This is a genomic window from Microbacterium sp. SCPM-O-B-15248 (M128) (genome assembly GCF_058214835.1).
Genome location: NZ_JBYQLI010000002.1, coordinates 22,801 through 38,165 on the forward strand (window position 1 = coordinate 22,801; position 15,365 = coordinate 38,165).

The following is a 15,365-nucleotide window of genomic DNA, read 5'->3' on the forward strand; positions in this document are numbered from 1 at the left end:
GTTGCGGCGAATCAGTATTCGCGGTCGATCAACTGGGGCGGTACCTGGTCGGCCGCGGCCTCATCCACGAAGAAGGCCGTGCGTCGACGTCCCTTGGCTCCGGCCGCCGGGACGCTCTGGTAGCTGGCGCCGGCGAGAGCGAGACCCAGGGCGGCGGCCTTGTCGGCGCCGGCGATCACCATCCACACCCGTTTGGAGGAGTTGATCACGGGGCGCGTGAGCGAGATGCGCTCGGGCGGGGGCTTGGGGGAGTCGCGCACCGGAACGGTCGCCCGGTCGGTCACCGAGATCTCGGCCCGGTCCGGGAACAGCGACGCGATGTGCGCGTCCGGTCCGACGCCCAGGAAGCAGATGTCGAACGACGGCCACGGACCGGAGTCGCTGCGGTCGGACGGCGCGAACTGCGCCAGTTCGTCGGCGTAGGCGATGGCCGCGGCATCCAGATCGAGACTGTCGTCCGTCGACGCGACGGAGTGGATGTTCTCGGCGGGGATGTCGAGACCGTCGAGCAGCGCGGTACGCGCCTGTTTCTCGTTGCGATCGTCGGAGTCGCGGGGCACGAAGCGTTCGTCACCGAACCAGAAGTGCACCAGCGACCAGTCGATCTCGGCCATGCGGGGGTCCCGCGCGGCCGACCGCAGCACGGCTCCGCCCATCGTCCCGCCCGTGAGGCAGACGTGCATGCGCTTGCCCTCGGCCACGCGCTTGACGATGCGGTTCACGAACCGGGTCGCGACATAGTCGGCGAGCGTCTCGGCATCCCGCTTGATGATCACCTGCTTGGCGGAGCCGTTCTCGGTCATCGGTCGCTCCGCTCATCGAGAGTGCGCAGCAACAGGGTGCACTGGGTGAGGACGCGTCCGTAGAGCACGTCGGGGTCGAGGCGGCGGAGCTCCTCGGCCAGGCACTCGCGCAGCGTGCGGCGCGGGAAGTCGAGCTCGTGCGTGGGCTGTCCGGGCTGCGTGAGCACCGCGACGCCCGGAGTCGGGCGCTCCAGCAGCGTGTCCCCGCTCGCGCGTGTCAAGCGCACCGACTTGATGCCGCCCGACCACTCTTCGGCGGGCAGGTAGCTGTAGGTGACGGGCGCGTCGAGCTTCAGCCCGAGCCATGCCGCCAGCAGCGCCGTGGAGGGGGAATCGCTCGAACCCGCCACCTCGATGGAGGTCACGGGCTCGTACGGCGGCTGGTCGAGGACGGCGGCCAGCTGCTCGCGCCAGCGCGTGACGCGGGTCCACGCGAAGTCGGTGTCGCCCGGGGCGTAGTGCTCGCCGAGGTGCGCGACCCACGCCGTCGGGTCGGGCTGTGACGACGCGTCGGTGATCCGGCGCTGGGCGATGCGGCCGATCGCCGACAGCGACGGGTCCGCCGGCGCCTGCGCGGGCCACCACGCCACGACGGGCGCGTCGGGCAGGAGCAGACCGGTCACGAGACTCTCGGCGTTCGAGCCGGCTGCGCCGTGCGCGCGCAGGACGACGACCTCGCTCGCGCCGGCGTCACCGCCCACGCGGATCTGGGCGTCCAGGCGCGGTTCTTCGCTCTCGTCGCCGAACAGCACCGCGATGACACGCATCGGGTGCTCGCGCGAGGCGTCGTTCGCGGCCTCGATCACCTCTTCTTCGGCCCCGTGGTGGGTCACGATGATGAGCGTCAGAACGCGTCCGAGCGCGACGGCGCCGCCCTCTTCGCGGACGCTCACGAGCTTCTTCGAGATCGCGCTGACGGTGGTGTCGGGCAGTTCGATGATCACGGGCGCCTCCACGTGCGGCCATCGCGGGCGAGGAGCTCGTCGGCGGATGCCGGACCCCACGATCCCGGAGAGTACTGTTCCAGCGGTCCGCCCTCGGCAGCCCAGAACTCCTCGATCGGGTCGAGGATCTTCCAGCTGAGCTCGACCTCCTCGTGACGCGGGAACAGCGGCGGGTCGCCGAGCAGCACGTCGAGGATGAGGCGCTCGTAGGCCTCGGGGCTCGCTTCGGTGAAGGCGTGGCCGTACCCGAAGTCCATCGTCACGTCGCGTACCTGCGTGCCGTCACCCGGAACCTTGGAGCCGAACCGGATCGTGACGCCCTCGTCGGGCTGCACGCGGATGACCAGGGCGTTCTGCCCGAGCTCCTCGGTCTGGCTGCGGGAGAACAGCTGCTGCGGGGCGCGCTTGAAGACCACGGCCACCTCGGTGACGCGTCGGCCCAGACGCTTGCCGCTGCGCACGTAGAACGGCACTCCCGACCAACGACGCGTGTTGATCTCGAGCTTGATCGCGGCGTAGGTCTCGGTGACCGACTCCGGATTCATGCCGTCTTCCTCGAGGAAACCGAGCACCTTCTCGCCGCCCTGCCACCCGCCGGCGTACTGGCCGCGCGCGGTGGCCTCGGCCAGGTTCTCGGGCAGACGCACCGCGGCGAGGACCTTCTCTTTCTCGGCACGCAGGTCGGCGGCGTTGAAGCTGATGGGCTCCTCCATCGCGGTGAGCGCGAGGAGCTGCAGGAGGTGGTTCTGGATGACGTCGCGCGCGGCGCCGATCCCGTCGTAGTAACCCGCGCGGCCGCCGACCCCGATGTCTTCCGCCATCGTGATCTGCACGTGGTCGACGTAGTTGCGGTTCCAGATCGGCTCGTACAGCTCGTTCGCGAAGCGCAGCGCGAGGATGTTCTGCACGGTCTCTTTGCCGAGGTAGTGGTCGATGCGGAAGATCGAGTCGGCGGGGAACGCGCTCTCCACGACCTCGTTCAGCTCGCGTGCCGAAGCGAGGTCGTGCCCGAACGGCTTCTCGATGACGACGCGGCGCCAGCCGGCGGTGTCCTCGGCGGAGTCGCCGACGAGTCCGGAAGCTTTCAGCTGGGTCGTGACGAGCGGGAAAGCCTTGGGCGGGATCGACAGGTAGTAGGCGTGGTTGCCCATCGTGCCGCGCTCGGTGTCGAGCTTGTCTACGGTCTCCCGCAGGCGCTGGAACGCCTCGGGGTCGTCGAACTCGCCCTGGACGAAGCGGATGCCCTCGAGCAGCTCCTGCCACGTCTCTTCGCGGAACTCGGTGCGCGCGTACTTCTGCACCGACTCGTGGACGACCTTGGCGAAGTCCTGGTCCTCCCAGTCGCGGCGGGCAAAGCCCACGAGCGCGAAACCGGGCGGGAGGAGTCCGCGATTGGCGAGGTCGTACACCGCCGGCATGAGCTTCTTGCGCGACAGGTCTCCGGTGACGCCGAAGATGACCAGCGCGCTGGGACCGGCGATCCGGTTCAGGCGGCGATCCTCGGGGTCGCGGAGGGGATTGTGACCGGGTGAGATCTCTACGACCATGCTGTTACTGCGCCGCCTCGAAGAGTGAAAGCACCTCGACCTGCGGGTCGGTGAGCGTGAGCGTGACGACGGGGCGGCCATGGCCGTCCGCCAGCACGCTCGCGTCGCCCGCGGCCTGTGCGTGGATGAGCTGTCCGAACGTGAACGGCCGACCCGGGATTTCGAGGTCGACATCGGTGCGTTCGGTGATCTGAAGGAAGACGCCGGTGGCGGGGCCGCCCTTGTGGTACTGGCCGGTCGAGTGCAGGAACCGCGGTCCCCACCCGAACGTCGTGGGGCGGCCGGAATCGGCCGCGACCAGTTCGCGCAGTCCCGCGAGCTGGGGCAGCTCGAGCCGGTTCACGTACGCCTGGATGGCGACGTACCCGTCGGCCGGGACCGACGCCCAGAGCGCGTCCAGCACGCTCGCGAGCGTGCCACCGGATGCCAGGGCGGGGTCGGACACGCGCACCTCGACGCCGTCGAGCACGAGCGCCGGAGCGGTCGGTGCCGGCTGCGCGTCTAGGAGAGCCCGTGCGGCGACCTTGGCCGCCTCGACGTCGGGCTGGTCGAACGGGTCGATGCCGAGCAAACGCCCGGCGATCGCCGTGGCGTACTCCCACACGACGAACTGCGCCCCCAGCGAACCGCTCACGAGAACTTCGCCCTCGTGACGGTCGAACAGGTGGAACGCGTCGGCGTGCTCGACGAATCGTACGACCTGCAGGTCGGCGGGCTTCGCCTCGATCTCGGGCGAGACCGGGAGCAGGACCACGGGCAGGATGCCGGTTCCGTTCTTGCCCGTCGACTCCGCGATCAGCTGCTCGATCCAGTCCGGGAGACCCGGCAGGTGGCCGCCGTCGGTGACGAGGCCGAGCTTGTCACGCCGGTGTTCCCCGCCGCCTGCGATCGCCGCGGCGAGCACGAGGGCCGGGTTCTCGGGGGAGTCGATCGCGACCTCGAGGAGCGTGGCGTCCGCTTCGTCGAGCAGGTCGTCGATGTCGACGCCCGCGAGACCGGCGGGCACCAGCCCGAACGCGGTGAGCGCGGAGTACCGTCCGCCGACGGTGGGGTCGGCGGTGAAGACGCGGTAGCCGTCGGCACGGGCCGATTCTTCGAGGGGCGAGCCCGGATCGGTGACCACGACGATGCGCTCGGCCGGGTCGATGCCGAGGTCGCGGAACGCAGCCTCGAACGCCCGCTTGGCCGCATCGGTCTCGACCGTCGAACCGGACTTGCTCGAGACGACGAGCACCGTCTGGGCCAGGCCACCGGACTCGGCGTCGCCGTCGATCGCGGCGAGCACCTGACCGGGTGCCGTGGAGTCGAGGATCACCAGCGGCACTCCCGCGGACTGCGCGATGACCTCGGGCGCGAGCGAGGAGCCGCCCATGCCCGCGAGCACGACCCGGGTCACGCCCTGCGCGACGTACGCGTCGCGCAGGGCGGTGATCTCGGGGACGAGCGGGCGCGAGACGGAGACCGCCTGCACCCACCCGAGCCGACGGGATGCCTCGTCCTCGGCCGCGGCGCCCCATAGCGTGGCATCCCCCGCCGTGACGCCGGACGCGACCAAGGAGCCGACCAGGTCGGGCAGCTCCGAGTCGACGACCGCCTTGACGTGGCCGGTGACCTTGACGGCGAATGTCACTTCGCGGCCTGGGCGCTTCCGGCCTCGAGCGCGGTGGCGACGGTCTGCTGCAGTTCGTGCCACGAGGCGATGAACTTCTCGACGCCCTCGTCCTCGAGCACCTGGGTCGCGTCGGCGACGTCGACACCGGCGGCGGCCAGACGGTCGAACACCTCGTGCGCCTCGGCGTACGCACCGGTGACGGTGTCGCCGGCGATCACGCCGTGATCGAACGTCGCCTGCAGCGTCTTCTCGGGCATCGTGTTCACGGTGCCGGGGGCGACGAGCTCGGTGACGTAGAGCGTGTCGGGCAGAGCCGGGTCCTTGACGCCGGTCGAGGCCCACAGCGGACGCTGCACGGTCGCACCGGCGGCAAGGAGCTCCTTCGCGCGATCCTCGGCGAACTTCTGCTCGTACAGCTCGTACGCCAGGCGGGCGTTGGCGATGCCGGCCTTGCCCTTGAGGGCGGCGGCCTCGTCGGTTCCGATCGCGGCGAGACGCTTGTCGATCTCGGTGTCCACGCGCGAGACGAAGAACGAGGCGACCGACTGCAGGTTCGCGATGTCGTGCCCGGCGTCGCGCGCCTTCTCGACTCCGGCGAGGTACGCGTCGATGACCTCGGCGTAGCGCTCCAGGCTGAAGATCAGCGTGACGTTGACCGAGATGCCCGCACCGATGACCTCGGTGATCGCGGGCAGGCCCGCCTTGGTGGCGGGGATCTTGATCAGGACGTTCTTGCGGTCCACGCGCGCGGCGAGGTCCTTGGCCTGCGCGACCGTCGCGTCGGTGTCGTGAGCGAGGTCGGGGGACACCTCGATCGACACGCGTCCGTCGACGCCGCCGGTGGCTTCGAAGACCGGGAGGAAGATGTCGCACGCGTCGCGGACGTCGTCGGTGGTGATCGAGAAGATCGCCTCGTCGACGCCGGCGTCCTGCGCGGCGAGCTCGCGGACCTGGCCCTCGTACGCCTCGCCCTGGGACAGGGCGCCGGCGAAGATCGTCGGGTTCGTGGTGACGCCCGAGACGTTGCGCTCGGCGATGAGTTCGGCGAGGTTGCCGCTCTGGATGCGCTGACGCGACAGGTCGTCGAGCCAGATGCTGACGCCCTGGGCGGCGAGCTGTTGGGTGGGAGTGCTCATTGTTCTCGTTCTCCTGGGTTACTTCGCGGCGGCGATCGACTCGCGGGCGGCCTCGACGACGGCCTCGGCGGTGATACCGAACTTCTGGAACAGGGTCTTGTAGTCGGCCGACGCACCGAAGTGCTCGATCGCGACCGAGCGGCCGGCGTCACCGACGATGCCGTGCCACGACAGCGCGGAGCCCGCCTCGACGGAGACGCGCGCCTTCACCGACGACGGCAGCACCGACTCGCGGTACTCGTCGCCCTGCTCGGCGAACCACTCCAGCGACGGAGCCGACACCACGCGGGCGTGCACGCCCTCGGCGGCGAGGGTCTCGCGCGCCTGGACGGCGAGCTGCACCTCGGAACCGGTCGCGATGAGGATGACGTCCGGCTCGCCGTTCCCGGCCTCGGCCAGGACGTACGCGCCCTTGACGGCGCCGGCGGCCGACGCGAACTCGTCGCCCGTGGCCTCGCCCTCGCCGCGCGGGAACACCGGGATGTTCTGACGCGTGAGCGCGATGCCGGAGGGACCGGCGGTGCGGCGGAGCATCTCGAGCCACACGACCGACGTCTCGTTGGCATCCGCCGGGCGTACCAGCGCGAAGTTCGGGATGGCGCGGAGAGTCGCGAGCTGCTCGATCGGCTGGTGCGTCGGGCCGTCCTCGCCGAGGGCGACCGAGTCGTGCGTCCAGACGAAGATCGTCGGGATGTTCATCAGGGCGGCCAGACGCACCGGCGGGCGCATGTAGTCGCTGAAGATGAGGAACGTGCCGCCGAAGGGGCGCGTCGGGCCGTGCAGGACGATGCCGTTGAGGATCGCGCCCATCGCGTGCTCGCGGATGCCGAAGTGGAGCACGCGGCCGTAGGGGCTGCCCGTCCACTCGTGCGTCGACCACTCGGCGGGGATGAAGGACTTGGCATCCTTGATCGTCGTGAGGTTGGACTCGGCCAGGTCGGCCGAACCGCCCCACAGCTCGGGAAGCTCGGCGGCGAGGGCGTTGATGACGGTGCCCGAGGCGGCGCGCGTGGAGACGTCCTTGCCGGCCTCGAAGGCGGGCAGGGCGTCGGCGATGTCGGCGGGCAGCTCACGCGCCTGCAGGCGGTCCCACAGCTGCTTGCGCTCGGGGTGGGCGGCGGCCCACGCGTCGAACTTCTGCTGCCACGCGGCCTTCTCGGCCTCGCCGCGCTCGACGAGCCGGCGGGTGTGGGCAATGACGTCGTCGGCGACGGCGAAGTGCTGCTCGGGGTCGAACCCCAGCACCTCTTTGGTCGCACGCAGCTCGTCGGCACCGAGGGCGGATCCGTGGATCTTGCCCGAGTTCTGCTTGCCGGGGGAGGGCCAGCCGATGATCGTCTTGAGGATGATGAGCGACGGCTTGCTCGTCTCGCCCTTGGCGGCCTCGATCGCCGAGTGGAGCTCGGCGACGTCCTCGACGTACTGACCGGTCTTCTTCCAGTCGACCGTCTGCACGTGCCAGCCGTAGGACTCGTAGCGCTGCGCGACGTCCTCGGTGAAGGCGACGTTGGTGTCGTCCTCGATCGAGATCTGGTTGGAGTCGTAGATCGCGATGAGGTTGCCCAGCTCCTGGTGGCCCGCGAGCGAGGAGGCCTCGCTGGTCACGCCCTCCTGGAGGTCGCCATCACCGGCGATCACGTAGACGAAGTGGTCGAACGGGCTCTCGCCGGCCGGGGTCTCGGGGTCGAACAGACCGCGCTCGTAGCGGGCGGCGTAGGCGAAACCGACGGAGGATGCCAGACCCTGACCGAGCGGTCCGGTCGTGATCTCGACGCCGTCGGTGTGGCCGTACTCGGGGTGGCCGGGGGTCAGGGAGCCCCAGGTGCGCAGCGCCTCGAGGTCCTTCAGCTCGAGGCCGAAGCCGCCGAGGTAGAGCTGCACGTACTGGGTGAGCGAGGAGTGCCCCACCGAGAGGATGAAGCGGTCGCGTCCGGGCCAGTGGGTGTCGGCCGGGTCGTGGCGCAGGACGCGCTGGTACAGGAGGTACGCGGCCGGTGCCAGCGACATCGCCGTTCCGGGGTGCCCGTTGCCCACCTTCTCGACGGCATCCGCCGCCAGAATGCGCGCGGTGTCGACCGCCCGTCGATCGATCTCATCCCATTCGAAGTCCGACAACACGGTGCCTTTCTCGATCGTGTGCGCCCGGGTCACGATTCGACGCCGCACTCGTCGCCGTAGGAGCGGGAGTGGGGTGGGGGTCGGCGCGGGGCGCGCGTTCATCGCCAGCATAGCGAGATCGACGGCAGGCGTTGCCTCTCGTGACGGGGGTCGACAGCGGGCCGGAGGTGTGTTCCGGATGCCATAGAATCGAGGGGATACTCACGCTCTACCCCGGGGGACGATGGACATCTCGACGACGTCGCACGTCACTGCGACGACCGATCGCCGCTCCGTCGGACGTACGATTCGGGCCTACGTGGCGCTGACCAAGCCCCGCGTGCTCGAGCTCCTCCTGGTCACGACGGTTCCGGTCATGATCCTGGCCGCACGCGGACTGCCCGACCTGTGGCTGATCTTCGCCACCGTCATCGGCGGATCGCTGAGCGCGGGTTCGGCGGCGGCGTTCAACATGTACCTCGATCGCGACATCGACGCGCACATGCAGCGCACCGTCAACCGGCCGCTGGTCACCGGCGAGGTCTCGCCGCGCGGCGCGTTGACGTTCGCCTGGACGCTGGCCGCTGTCTCCACGGTGTGGCTGTGGGTGTTCACCAACCCGCTCGCCGCAGCCCTGTCGGCCGGCGCCATCTTCTTCTACGTCGTGATCTACACGATCATCCTCAAGCGCCGTACCGAGCAGAACATCGTGTGGGGCGGCATCGCGGGCTGCTTCCCGGTCCTCATCGGGTGGTCCGCCGTCACGGGTTCGCTGTCGTGGGCGCCGTTCATCCTCTTCGCGCTGGTGTTCCTGTGGACGCCCCCGCACTACTGGCCGCTGTCGATGAAGTACGCCGACCAGTACGACGAGGTCGACGTGCCCATGCTCGGGGCCACGCGCAGCGGTTCGCAGGTCGGTCTCCAGGTCATCCTCTACGCGTGGGCGACCGTCGCGTGTTCGCTGCTGCTGATCCCCGTGGCATCCATGGGTCTGGTGTACACCGTCTCGGCGCTCGTGTTCGGTGGGTGGTTCGTCTACGAATCGCACCGTCTGTACTCGCGGGCCGTGCAGGGCGGGGAGCCCCGTCCGATGCGCGTGTTCCACGCCTCGATCACGTACCTCACGCTGCTGTTCGTCGCGATCGCGGTCGACCCGCTCCTGCCGTTCTGATCCCCTGAGATCGAAAAGAACCGCCCGCCCCCGTTCGTGGGGGGCGGGCGGTTCTCTTCTTTGGGGGGCGCTCAGCGACGTGTGGTGTCGTCCTCGGTGCCGTCGTTCGCGGCGGCCTGCGGCGGCGCGGGGGTGTCGGACGTGGTCTCGACGTCCGCGTCCTCGAGGGCAACGGGCGTCGCCGGGGCGGCGGCCGGAGCCGTGGTGGCCGCAGCCGCAGTGGTGAACGTCGCGGGAGACACCGCGCTCTCGGGAGCGGTCTCGTCGTCGCTGGTCCAATCGATCGCCTCGACTGAGACGTCGGGCTGCGGACGTGTGGTGACGACGGCCGCCACGGCGAGGGCGGCGACGATCCCGAGCGCACCGGCACCGAGCACGGCGGCGCCCACCGTCACCCACGACTGGGCAACGTATACGGTCACGACCGTCGCGTTGGGGTCGTTGAGCACCGCCTGCATCGCGTCGATCCCCCGGAGGACGATCACGAGTCCGCCGATGACGGCGGCCAGGGAGCCGGCCACGAGCACCCAGAACGGGACGCTGGTGACGAGGCGGGGACGAGTCTGCATGGAATGAACTCCTTCGATTCCGGGCACGGTCGGCACCGGAGGGTCCACAGTCTCGCATGCGCCGGTACGCCGGCTCTGTGTCGCCGATGAATCAGCTATGAGCGCCCGGAGGTCAGCGCCGTGCGGCCGCCACCGCGTCGCCCTCGTTCGCCCGGGCCGGGGGCACGGGCGTCTTGAGACGGAGGACGACGACCGTCATGGTCGCGGCGGTGAGGGCGGCGAGCACCATGTGCACGCCCACGGCGAGTTCGGGCAGACCGTTGCGCGCCTGGTAGAGCCCGACGGCGATCTGGACCAGCTCGACCGCGAGGAGTGCCGTCGCCCACCGCCGGACCGGGAGGCGCAGTCGCCACGCGAGCACGACGAGGACGAGGGTCAACGCGAACAGCGCGTAGCCGGGCCAGGCGTGGACGTGCTCGAGCACCTCGGCGTCGAAGCCGTTGCGCTCCACGGCTGCGGCGTCGCCCGAGTGCGGCCCGGCGCCCGTGGTCAAGACTCCGAACACGACGGTGAGCGCGAGCACGCCCGTGGTGAGGTGCACGAGGCCGGCGAACCACGCCGGCACCGCGCGCTCACGCGGGCCGACGGGCAGGTACATCAGGGTCAAGAAGGCGGCGCACACCGTCACGAGGACGACGGATGCGATGTAGTGGAAGCCGACGATGAACGGGTTGAGCCCCGTCAACACCGTGATCCCGCCGACGACGGCCTGGGCGACGATCCCGCCGAGCACGACGAGCGCGAGGACGAACATGCCGCGGCGCTCGCGGCGCATGCGCCACATGAGTACGACGACCGCCAGGGCCAGGATGCCCACGACCCCCGTCAGCGTGCGGTTGCCGAACTCGATGATCCCGTGGATGCCCATCTCGGGGGTGTTCACGAGCGAGTCGGGCGTGCAACGCGGCCAGGTGGGGCAACCGAGGCCCGAACCGGTCAGGCGCACCGCGCCGCCCGTGCCGATGATGAGCACTTCGGCCACGAACGACAGCCAGGCGAACACGCGGACGCGGCGATCGACGTGGGTCGGCAGCCAGTCGACGACGCGACGCAGGACGCGGGGGGACGAAGCGGTGGACATGCGCGCAGCCTCCTGGCGGCGGGGCGCTCGGGCCGCGGCGGCGGGTCTGCGCCGTGCCGGGAGCGGGTGTTGCCTGTAGAATCGAAGGGTCTTCGGGTGCAGCGCTCACGCGTCCCGCACCCCTGACAGTCTAGGCGCGAAGCCAGCGCCTTCGAGCGGGCCCACCAGCGGCATTCCTGTGACTCCGACCGGAGTCTGTCGCGGAATGCCGGGGCGGATGACACCGTTGAGGCCCGAGAAGGAGAGTGACCACCATGTCCGATGTACTCATCGACCGACCCGAGCTCGACAGCCTGGGGCAATACGAGTTCGGCTGGCACGACACGGATGCCGCAGGCGCGCTCGCGCAGCGCGGCATCAACGAAGACGTCGTGCGCGGCATCTCCGCCCTGAAGTCCGAGCCCGAATGGATGCTGAAGACCCGTCTCAAGGGCTACCAGCTCTTCGGCCGCAAGCCCATGCCCACGTGGGGCGCGGACCTGTCGGAGATCGACTTCGACAACATCAAGTACTTCGTGCGCTCGACCGAGAAGCAGGCGCAGTCGTGGGAGGACCTCCCCGAAGAGATCCGCAACACGTACGAGAAGCTCGGCATCCCCGAGGCCGAGCGTCAGCGCCTCGTCGCCGGCGTCGCCGCACAGTACGAGTCCGAGGTCGTCTACCACCAGATCCGCGAGGACCTGGAGCAGCAGGGCGTCATCTTCATGGACACCGACACGGCTCTGCGCGAGCACCCCGAGTTCTTCGAGGAGTACTTCGGCACCGTCATTCCCGCCGGTGACAACAAGTTCGCGGCGCTGAACACCGCGGTGTGGTCGGGCGGATCGTTCGTCTACGTCCCCAAGGGCGTCCACGTCGAGATCCCGCTTCAGGCGTACTTCCGTATCAACACCGAAAACATGGGCCAGTTCGAGCGGACCCTGATCATCGCCGACGAGGACAGCTACGTCCACTACATCGAGGGCTGCACGGCTCCGATCTACAAGAGCGACTCGCTGCACTCGGCCGTCGTCGAGATCATCGTGAAGAAGAACGCCCGCGTGCGCTACACGACGATCCAGAACTGGTCGAACAACGTCTACAACCTCGTCACCAAGCGCGCCGTCGCCCACGAGGGCGCGACCATGGAGTGGGTCGACGGCAACATCGGCTCCAAGGTGACGATGAAGTACCCGTCCATCTACCTCATGGGCGAGCACGCCAAGGGCGAGACGCTCTCGGTCGCCTTCGCCGGCCCCGGCCAGCACCAGGATGCCGGCGCGAAGATGATCCACATGGCGCCGTACACGCAGTCCTCGATCGTCTCGAAGTCGATCGCCCGCGGTGGTGGTCGCGCCGGATACCGCGGTGAGGTGCGAGTGGATGCCAACGCCCACCACTCCGCCAACACCGTGCGCTGCGACGCACTGCTCGTGGACACCATCTCCCGTTCGGACACGTACCCCGCGATCGACATCCGCGTCGACGACGTGCAGCTCGGTCACGAGGCCACCGTCTCCAAGGTCAGCGAGGAGCAGCTGTTCTACCTGCAGTCGCGCGGCCTCCCCGAGGACGAGGCCATGGCGATGATCGTGCGCGGCTTCATCGAGCCGATCGCGCGCGAGCTGCCCATGGAGTACGCCCTCGAACTGAACAAGCTCATCGAGATGGGCATGGAAGGATCCGTCGGCTGATGACGACCGCGACCCAGACCCCCGCTGTCGCCGCGGAGGGTCACATCGACCCTGCCGCCCTCGTGGCATCCGTGGTTCCCGTGCAGACCCGGTCGGAGCGTCCGACCTCGTTCGTCCCGGCCGATTTCGGCACCCCCAGCGGCCGTGAGGTCAACTGGAAGCTGAGCCCCGTCGACCGTCTGGCGCCGTTGTTCGTCGACGAGGCGGGGCCCGAGGGCGTCATCCGCGTCGAGGTCCACGCCCCGGACGCCGTCGAGCAGCTGCGGCTGCGGGACGGCGAGGCGCCGCGTGGCGAGCACTTCCGTCCCGAGGACGTCACCGCCGCGCTCGCCTGGACTCACGAGCCCGAGGCCCCGCTGCTGCGGATCCCGGCGAACGTCGAGCTCGACGAGCCGATCGTCGTGCGTCTGACCGGCACGGGCGGCCTCGCGCACGCCCACGTCGTCATCGAGGCGCAGCCGAACTCGCGCGGCACGGTCGTGCTGCGCCACGAAGGCACGGCCCACCACGCGCAGAACGTCGAGATCCTCGTCCGCGACGGTGCCGACCTCACGGTCGTCTCGGTCCAGAAGTGGGACGACGACGCGATCCACGCCTCCTCGCACCAGGCGCGCGTCGACCGGGATGCCAAGCTCACGCACGTCGTGGTGAGCTTCGGCGGTGGCGTCGTCCGTGTGAACCCGTCGGTCGAGCTCTCGGGCGCGGGCAGCGAGGGCCGGCTGTACGGTCTGTCCTTCGCGGATGCCGGTCAGCACCTCGAGTCGCAGGTGTACCTGCACCACAAGGGACCCCACACGGTCGGCGACGTGCTCTACAAGGGCGCGCTGCAGGGCGAGAGCGCGCGGAGCGTCTGGATCGGCGACGTGCTCATCGGACACGAGGCCACGGGCACCGACTCCTACGAGGCCAACCGCAACCTCGTGCTCACCGACGGTGCGCGCGCGGACTCGATCCCGAACCTGGAGATCGAGACGGGCGACATCCAGGGCGCGGGCCACGCCAGCGCCACGGGTCGCTTCGACGACGAGCAGCTGTTCTACCTGCAGGCGCGGGGCATCGCCGAGGACGAGGCGCGCCGTCTCGTCGTGCTCGGCTTCCTCAGCGAGATCGTCCAGCGCATCGGCATCCCCGAGCTCGAGACCGAGCTCACCGAGGCGATCGAGCGCGAACTGGCCGAGGGAGCGGCGGCGTGACCGCGACGCGTGTGTGCGGTCTCGGCGAGCTCGTGCAGGACGAGGCCCGTCGGGTCGAGGTGGACGGCGTCGCGATCGCCGTCGTTCTCGATGGCAACGGCGATGTCCACGCGATCGGCGACGTCTGCACGCACGGCGACATCTCGCTGTCGGACGGCTTCGTCGAGGGCGAGACGTTGGAATGCTGGGCGCACGGCTCGGCGTTCTCGCTGAAGACGGGTCGCCCCCTGAATCTTCCGGCCTACGAGCCGGTCCCCGTGTACGAGGTCGTGATCGACGGCGACGACGTGCTCATCGATCCCGCCGTCACCAAGGCGACGGCCTGACGGCCGCGTTCGTCATCGACTCCCCGAACTACCGAGTAAGGAACACCATGTCTGTCCTCGAGATCCGCGACCTCCACGTGACGGTCGAGACGGATGCCGGCACGACCCCGATCCTCAACGGCGTGACGCTGACGCTGCGCACCGGCGAGACCCACGCCATCATGGGCCCCAACGGCTCCGGCAAATCGACCCTGGCGTACACGATCGCCGGTCACCCCAAGTACACCGTCACGAGCGGCTCCATCACCCTGGACGGTGAGGACGTCCTCGAGATGAGCGTCGACGAGCGCGCACGCGCGGGCCTCTTCCTCGCGATGCAGTACCCGGTGGAGGTCCCGGGCGTGACGGTCACGAACTTCCTCCGCACCGCCAAGACGGCGATCGACGGCGAGGCGCCGGCGATCCGCACCTGGACCAAGGACGTCAAGGGCGCGATGGAGAACCTGCGCATGGACGCGAAGTTCGCCTCGCGCAACGTCAACGAGGGCTTCTCGGGCGGCGAGAAGAAGCGCCACGAGATCCTCCAGCTCGAGCTGCTGAAGCCGAAGATCGCCGTTCTCGACGAGACCGACTCCGGACTCGACGTCGACGCGCTGAAGATCGTCTCCGAGGGTGTCAACCGCGCGAAGGAGCAGACCGACCTCGGTGTGCTGCTCATCACGCACTACACCCGCATCCTCCGGTACATCCGCCCCGACTTCGTGCACGTCGTCGTCAAGGGCCGGATCGTCGAAGAGGGCGGCCCCGAGCTCGCAGATCGTCTCGAGGAAGAGGGTTACGACCGTTTCCTCGACGCCGGTGCGCCGGTGGACGCGTAGGATCGTTACATGACCGCAACACTCGCTCCCGAGAAGTACGACGAGGTCACCGAGGCCCTGAAGGACGTGATGGACCCCGAGCTGGGGATCAACGTCGTCGACCTGGGCCTGATCTACGACCTCGCGTGGGATGACGAGAACGACGCGCTCGTCATCCACATGACCCTGACGTCTGCGGGGTGCCCCCTCACCGACGTGCTCGAAGAGCAGACCGCTCAGGCCCTCGACAACGTCGTGGACCGCTTCCGCATCAACTGGGTGTGGATGCCGCCGTGGGGTCCCGAACGCATCACCGACGACGGGCGCGACATGATGCGCGCCCTCGGCTTCGCGATCTGAACGCAGCCGTTCGAGAAGTGCCCGTCCCGCATCGTCGGGGCGGGCACTTCTGTGTC

14 protein-coding genes are annotated in these 15,365 nt (G+C 69.3%); 6 read left to right on the top strand and 8 right to left on the bottom strand.

Going from position 1 to position 15,365, the window contains the following annotated elements; genetic code table 11:
• Nucleotides 1-11: 11 nt before the first annotated feature.
• Genes pgl through tkt form a run of 6 tightly spaced genes read right to left on the bottom strand, consistent with a single transcriptional unit; the run spans nt 12 to nt 8,157 of the window.
• Entirely contained in the window at nt 12-803 is a 792-nt protein-coding gene (gene pgl / locus AC3E6M_RS02755) for a 6-phosphogluconolactonase (RefSeq protein ID WP_138172457.1), read from the bottom strand.
• Entirely contained in the window at nt 800-1,747 is a 948-nt protein-coding gene (locus AC3E6M_RS02760; RefSeq protein WP_138172456.1) for a glucose-6-phosphate dehydrogenase assembly protein OpcA, read from the bottom strand. The genes pgl and AC3E6M_RS02760 overlap by 4 nt, the downstream gene beginning before the upstream one ends.
• Complete coding sequence (gene zwf, locus AC3E6M_RS02765; protein ID WP_138172455.1) at nt 1,744-3,294, bottom strand: glucose-6-phosphate dehydrogenase; 1,551 nt, start codon at nt 3,292-3,294, stop codon at nt 1,744-1,746. Before zwf ends, AC3E6M_RS02760 begins: the two co-directional genes overlap by 4 nt.
• Before the next feature lie 4 nt (nt 3,295-3,298).
• Nucleotides 3,299-4,924 carry a phosphoglucose isomerase-related protein gene (locus AC3E6M_RS02770; protein WP_490528971.1) on the bottom strand — a complete coding sequence of 542 codons (1,626 nt, stop codon included), beginning with the start codon at nt 4,922-4,924 and terminating at the stop codon, nt 3,299-3,301.
• A complete protein-coding gene (tal, locus tag AC3E6M_RS02775) occupies nt 4,921-6,042 on the bottom strand; it encodes a transaldolase (RefSeq protein ID WP_138172453.1) in 1,122 nt (373 codons plus the stop codon). The genes AC3E6M_RS02770 and tal overlap by 4 nt, the downstream gene beginning before the upstream one ends.
• An 18-nt stretch (nt 6,043-6,060) precedes the next feature.
• Nucleotides 6,061-8,157, bottom strand: coding sequence for a transketolase (gene tkt / locus AC3E6M_RS02780; protein ID WP_490529258.1), 2,097 nt, complete (start codon nt 8,155-8,157; stop codon nt 6,061-6,063).
• A gap of 226 nt (nt 8,158-8,383) precedes the next feature.
• Between tkt and AC3E6M_RS02785 the strand changes: the two genes are divergently transcribed.
• Nucleotides 8,384-9,310, top strand: a complete 927-nt coding sequence (locus AC3E6M_RS02785; RefSeq protein ID WP_490528972.1) for a heme o synthase — start codon at nt 8,384-8,386, stop codon at nt 9,308-9,310.
• 71 nt (nt 9,311-9,381) lie between these two features.
• Here AC3E6M_RS02785 and AC3E6M_RS02790 read toward each other — a convergent pair whose 3' ends face one another.
• Both AC3E6M_RS02790 and AC3E6M_RS02795 read right to left on the bottom strand, forming a co-directional pair.
• Nucleotides 9,382-9,879, bottom strand: coding sequence for a hypothetical protein (locus tag AC3E6M_RS02790; RefSeq protein ID WP_138172451.1), 498 nt, complete (start codon nt 9,877-9,879; stop codon nt 9,382-9,384).
• 112 nt (nt 9,880-9,991) lie between these two features.
• Nucleotides 9,992-10,960: a COX15/CtaA family protein gene (locus tag AC3E6M_RS02795; RefSeq protein WP_138172450.1), complete on the bottom strand. Its 969-nt coding sequence runs from the start codon at nt 10,958-10,960 to the stop codon at nt 9,992-9,994.
• Between the two features lie 254 nt (nt 10,961-11,214).
• On the opposite strand from AC3E6M_RS02795, the gene sufB reads away from it, so the two are divergent.
• From sufB to AC3E6M_RS02820, 5 genes are read left to right on the top strand one after another with little or no spacing between them, the layout of a single operon-like run.
• Nucleotides 11,215-12,633 carry a Fe-S cluster assembly protein SufB gene (gene sufB, locus AC3E6M_RS02800; protein ID WP_138172449.1) on the top strand — a complete coding sequence of 473 codons (1,419 nt, stop codon included), beginning with the start codon at nt 11,215-11,217 and terminating at the stop codon, nt 12,631-12,633.
• Nucleotides 12,633-13,826 (top strand): Fe-S cluster assembly protein SufD, encoded by a 1,194-nt coding sequence (sufD, locus tag AC3E6M_RS02805; RefSeq protein ID WP_490528973.1) that lies wholly within the window; start codon nt 12,633-12,635, stop codon nt 13,824-13,826. Before sufB ends, sufD begins: the two co-directional genes overlap by 1 nt.
• On the top strand, nt 13,823-14,152 hold the full coding sequence (locus AC3E6M_RS02810) for a non-heme iron oxygenase ferredoxin subunit (RefSeq protein ID WP_138172447.1): 330 nt from the start codon (nt 13,823-13,825) through the stop codon (nt 14,150-14,152). Before sufD ends, AC3E6M_RS02810 begins: the two co-directional genes overlap by 4 nt.
• Nucleotides 14,153-14,199: 47 nt before the next feature.
• Nucleotides 14,200-14,970, top strand: coding sequence for a Fe-S cluster assembly ATPase SufC (gene sufC, locus AC3E6M_RS02815; protein WP_490528974.1), 771 nt, complete (start codon nt 14,200-14,202; stop codon nt 14,968-14,970).
• 9 nt (nt 14,971-14,979) lie between these two features.
• Nucleotides 14,980-15,309, top strand: coding sequence for a metal-sulfur cluster assembly factor (locus tag AC3E6M_RS02820; protein WP_013586729.1), 330 nt, complete (start codon nt 14,980-14,982; stop codon nt 15,307-15,309).
• Nucleotides 15,310-15,365 lie beyond the last annotated feature (56 nt).

Excerpts from the sequence above, each read along its gene's own strand:
- pgl (WP_138172457.1), bottom strand. The coding sequence starts at position 803 with ATGACCGAGAACGGCTCCGCCAAGCAGGTGATCATCAAGCGGGATGCC.
- zwf (WP_138172455.1), bottom strand. The coding sequence starts at position 3,294 with ATGGTCGTAGAGATCTCACCCGGTCACAATCCCCTCCGCGACCCCGAG.
- tal (WP_138172453.1), bottom strand. The coding sequence starts at position 6,042 with ATGAGCACTCCCACCCAACAGCTCGCCGCCCAGGGCGTCAGCATCTGG.
- AC3E6M_RS02785 (WP_490528972.1), top strand. The coding sequence starts at position 8,384 with ATGGACATCTCGACGACGTCGCACGTCACTGCGACGACCGATCGCCGC.
- AC3E6M_RS02790 (WP_138172451.1), bottom strand. The coding sequence starts at position 9,879 with ATGCAGACTCGTCCCCGCCTCGTCACCAGCGTCCCGTTCTGGGTGCTC.
- AC3E6M_RS02795 (WP_138172450.1), bottom strand. The coding sequence starts at position 10,960 with ATGTCCACCGCTTCGTCCCCCCGCGTCCTGCGTCGCGTCGTCGACTGG.
- sufB (WP_138172449.1), top strand. The coding sequence starts at position 11,215 with ATGTCCGATGTACTCATCGACCGACCCGAGCTCGACAGCCTGGGGCAA.
- sufD (WP_490528973.1), top strand. The coding sequence starts at position 12,633 with ATGACGACCGCGACCCAGACCCCCGCTGTCGCCGCGGAGGGTCACATC.
- sufC (WP_490528974.1), top strand. The coding sequence starts at position 14,200 with ATGTCTGTCCTCGAGATCCGCGACCTCCACGTGACGGTCGAGACGGAT.
- AC3E6M_RS02820 (WP_013586729.1), top strand. The coding sequence starts at position 14,980 with ATGACCGCAACACTCGCTCCCGAGAAGTACGACGAGGTCACCGAGGCC.